The sequence below is a fragment of the Blautia sp. HCP3S3_D9 genome (assembly GCF_052063845.1).
Taxonomy (GTDB): Bacteria; Bacillota; Clostridia; order Lachnospirales; family Lachnospiraceae; genus Blautia_A.
The window spans coordinates 1-3,579 of sequence record NZ_JBQHWS010000212.1 but is presented as its reverse complement, the minus strand read 5'-3'; the positions used below and the strand labels follow the sequence as shown (position 1 = coordinate 3,579).

The window sequence follows — 3,579 nt, the reverse complement described above, 5'->3', positions numbered from 1 at the left end:
ACCTCTTCCTCTTCTATTTCCTCCACATCTGACATATCTACTACGGTCGGTTCTGCCACTGCCTTCGTATCCAAGAAATCAAACATGGTCATCTGGTGCCCTGACGGTTCTGTAAAGGATGGTTCTGCTTCCGGTGTCGGGAATATCGTATAGGTTCCTTCTGCATACTGATGAAGTTCCGAAAGAAGTTCTGTTTTTTGCTGATAGTTTGTCCCATACGCTTCAAAATCCAATGGCAGAGCTGCCAATGCTGCATCCATCTTCTGTAACAGTTCCTCTGTCTGCTCTGGATTCTCTAAAACTTCTACCATTTCTTTTCCTGGTTTTTCCCAGAAGAAATCATCCGTAAATGGTCTGTCTATCTCTTCTGGAAGACGGTCATAAAAGCGGAGTACCTTATTTGCCATCTGTTCCCGTTCATATTCCGGCATACAAGCATAATCTTCGGCCTGCAGGAACTGGTCATTCTTTATCAGATAAGCTACTCTGTTTGCAACTTTATTCCAGGACAATAAAATTGACGTATCTCATACATATCATCGCATCACCAACCTGCCAGCTGGCTTCGGTCAGTGCTTTTTCGCAGCATTACAGACTGAACTAAAAATCTTGGTTTTGTCTTATAATCCTATAGCGGCATCTTCCTCGTGCTCTCTGCATGAAATGTCACGTCAGTTATTATTGGATATTCAGTTATCATGGTTCATTTTTGGAAGTCCTTTAACTCCCTCTAATTACTAAAGTCAAATGACTTTGGCAGATGCAAAAGATTTTGAAAAATTTATTAAAAAAATTTATTCATATACATTTCACGCATCTTATTAAGAGTGGATTTCAGCTTGTATGACAGCATCTGTCTGGAAATCCCCATAATCTCTGCCATCTGTGTCTGTGTCTTATTTTCAAAGAAAATGCCATAAATAATCATGCGTTCCTCGGTATTCAGCTGATTGATCACTTTATGAATATCCTGCTGTTCCATTTTCGTCAGTACACTGTGCTCCACATCACAGTTCAGATCCGGGAAATCCTCAATCATGAATCCTTCCCCATCAATAGACTGTCCACTGTAAGGTACCTCCCGCAGCATCTTATCCACGACTTCCCCCAGCTCGTTCTTAATCTCAACTTTTTTTGCCTTGCTACTTCTGTAAAAATTATTCATCGCATACGCAACTTCTTTTGTAATCTCGACATAAAAAAGAATAAAAAAAAGAAGAGCTTAATGCCCTTCGATTTCAATGCCTATTTCATTAGTCTACCAAAGCTCTGACCGCATTTAAAATTCTTTTCTGCTCGTCCTTTGGCAATTTCCCTATCATATCAGATAATTCATTGGTAACACCTGTGACAGAATGTGTCACAACATCTATCAGTAGCGCATCAGCCGATACATCAAGTGCATTGGCAATTGCTACAAAGGTATCCAACTTTGTTACTTTCAGTCCTCTTTCTATCACACTGACATGTGTTGTACTTAAATTTACCAGCGCCGCCAGTTCTTCCTGTGTAAGATTTTTTGCTTCTCTTGCTGCTTCGATTCGCTGACCAACCGCTTTTAAATCCATCGTAGCACCTCCTTCAGAACGATAATTCGGTCTAAAATTAGTATACTGATGGATAATTAAAAGATACAGAATCCGCAAATCAAGTTATAGTTCTATAGAACTAGTTTTCACTTTTTATACATGCAACACACAAAAAAAGCCACCAGAAGAATTAGTATCCCCTGGTAGCTCCATTAAAATTTATCATTTGTTAATGTGCAACACTCATGCTCTCGTCAATCCATTTCTGTACCATTTGAGCACTTACATTAAGATAGTGGGCTATTTTATCAACTTTCATTCCATCCGCAGCCATGGATAATGCTGAGGCTTTTGCTTTTTTCAGCTCACCACTTTCAATACCTTCACTATAAATCTGTTCCATTTCACGGCACATGAATTCCACCCCTTTCTGTGTTTCCTTCAATTCGTATACTCTGTCAGCAAGTATCTTACTGTGCATATCTTCTGCATTCTTACAGTGAAGATCATGCATCAGTCTGCCTAATTCTGTATCCTCTTGTTTCTTAGAATTTACATAAATAATATGAGCTTCATCTTTGAAATTCTCACTGACTTCTTCGATTTTTCTGTCTACATGATAAATCGGAAGTCCATAGCCAAGTGTATCATCTCTGGTGATAAAAATCACGTAGCTTTCCGGAAGGTCATCAAAATCCTGTCCCGGGTTTAATGTGTTCATATCCATTAAACCACTATGATATCTTGCTCGTTTGGAGATGCCCCTTCATTATCCTGTTGGATTTCTATATCCATCTGCTTGCCTTCAGAGTCTCTGGCAACACAGTCCAGAATAGCTGAACGTCCCTGTAAATTCTTATAGTCCTTTTGAAGAACCTGATCAATCACTTTCAGATCCTTTTTATCCATAATTACCTGCAGAACATATTCTGTACATTCCCGTTTCTTGAATACATTCCGCATAAACACATCGCTCATGATGGTAAGGTCTTTCAAGATACCCTTGTATCTTTCGTAACGTGTTTCCAATTCTTCTATTTTCACGATTTCTTCTTTCGCCACGTCCATTCTCGCCTCCATTCTTTGCTATGTCAGGATAGGTTCCTAAATGTCTCCTATCCCAATTTCATCTTAACATCAAAACCAACTTTTCACAAGCCACTATTTTATCCTACACCACTTGAAAACAATAATTTCCAATCAGCTTCGTCCAACTATTATATTTATTCTTTTCACACACCTTTCGGCAAATTTCATTTTCCATCAACACACAGAACATCTTATCATAATCAAATGCCCAAATAGCACCATTCACATGGTTCTCCACTGCTTTCTGATCTATGCTCTTTAAGCGTGTGACCATTTTTTCAATTTCTCCATTTCCCAAGTTACCGATATTTTTACAGATAAACCGAAAGAAATTCAACGTTGCATATTCGTCATGCCAGTGGAACTCCTCTGGATTGTTTTTAATTTTACTGGCTCGCTGCTGTTCTTTGATTATCTGAGCAGCTACACCTTTCATCGAATCTTCGTATCTCATATTACTCACCTACTCTTCCTCCACGCCCAGTGACGGTTTAAATCTATTATCCTTTGCCTGCGGTACCACGATCTCATAAAAATAAAATCCTAAATATCCAAGTGCCTGCTTCTTCATTTTATAAAAAGAAGTCCTGCCTATTCCTAATTCCTGCTGTACTTCCACATCTGTCTTATTATCATCATCACACTAACTGGCGGTCTTTCAGACCAGTTCGCTTTCCCCATGATTTTGATGGGAAGCAATTACTTACTACAACTTGCAGAAGCGGATATCCAAAAGGCATTGTGGGAGCTACCTTTGCTGACCGGAATCCATCTTCTTATGTAAAACCTGCAGGAATATAAAGGGAAAGTGACTATCCCTGCCGGTTAATAATCATTAATCTTCTAACAATACACCACTTTACAACTTTTTGAATAAAAAATATCGTACAGGGACTTTCTGATGTATAATAAGTTTGCGACAACTATTACAAAGGAAAGTGACCCTGTACGACAAACTCAT

At 38.9% G+C, this 3,579-nt stretch carries 5 protein-coding genes and 1 pseudogene; all 6 read right to left on the bottom strand.

The window, feature by feature from the left end; translation table 11 throughout:
- A partial coding sequence (locus tag ACTNES_RS20030; protein WP_441040492.1) for a hypothetical protein occupies positions 1-512 on the bottom strand: 512 nt, incomplete at its 3' end.
- A 272-nt stretch (positions 513-784) separates the two neighbouring features.
- A complete protein-coding gene (locus ACTNES_RS20025; RefSeq protein ID WP_441040491.1) occupies positions 785-1,165 on the bottom strand; it encodes a sigma-70 family RNA polymerase sigma factor in 381 nt (126 codons plus the stop codon).
- Between the two features lie 88 nt (positions 1,166-1,253).
- Positions 1,254-1,568, bottom strand: coding sequence for a helix-turn-helix domain-containing protein (locus ACTNES_RS20020; RefSeq protein ID WP_291808280.1), 315 nt, complete (start codon positions 1,566-1,568; stop codon positions 1,254-1,256).
- A 190-nt stretch (positions 1,569-1,758) separates the two neighbouring features.
- A pseudogene (locus ACTNES_RS20015) lies at positions 1,759-2,597 on the bottom strand (PD-(D/E)XK nuclease family transposase).
- Between the two features lie 103 nt (positions 2,598-2,700).
- Positions 2,701-3,072, bottom strand: coding sequence for a hypothetical protein (locus ACTNES_RS20010; protein ID WP_291808291.1), 372 nt, complete (start codon positions 3,070-3,072; stop codon positions 2,701-2,703).
- Between the two features lie 9 nt (positions 3,073-3,081).
- Positions 3,082-3,237, bottom strand: coding sequence for a hypothetical protein (locus tag ACTNES_RS20005; RefSeq protein WP_441040490.1), 156 nt, complete (start codon positions 3,235-3,237; stop codon positions 3,082-3,084).
- Positions 3,238-3,579: the final 342 nt, after the last annotated feature.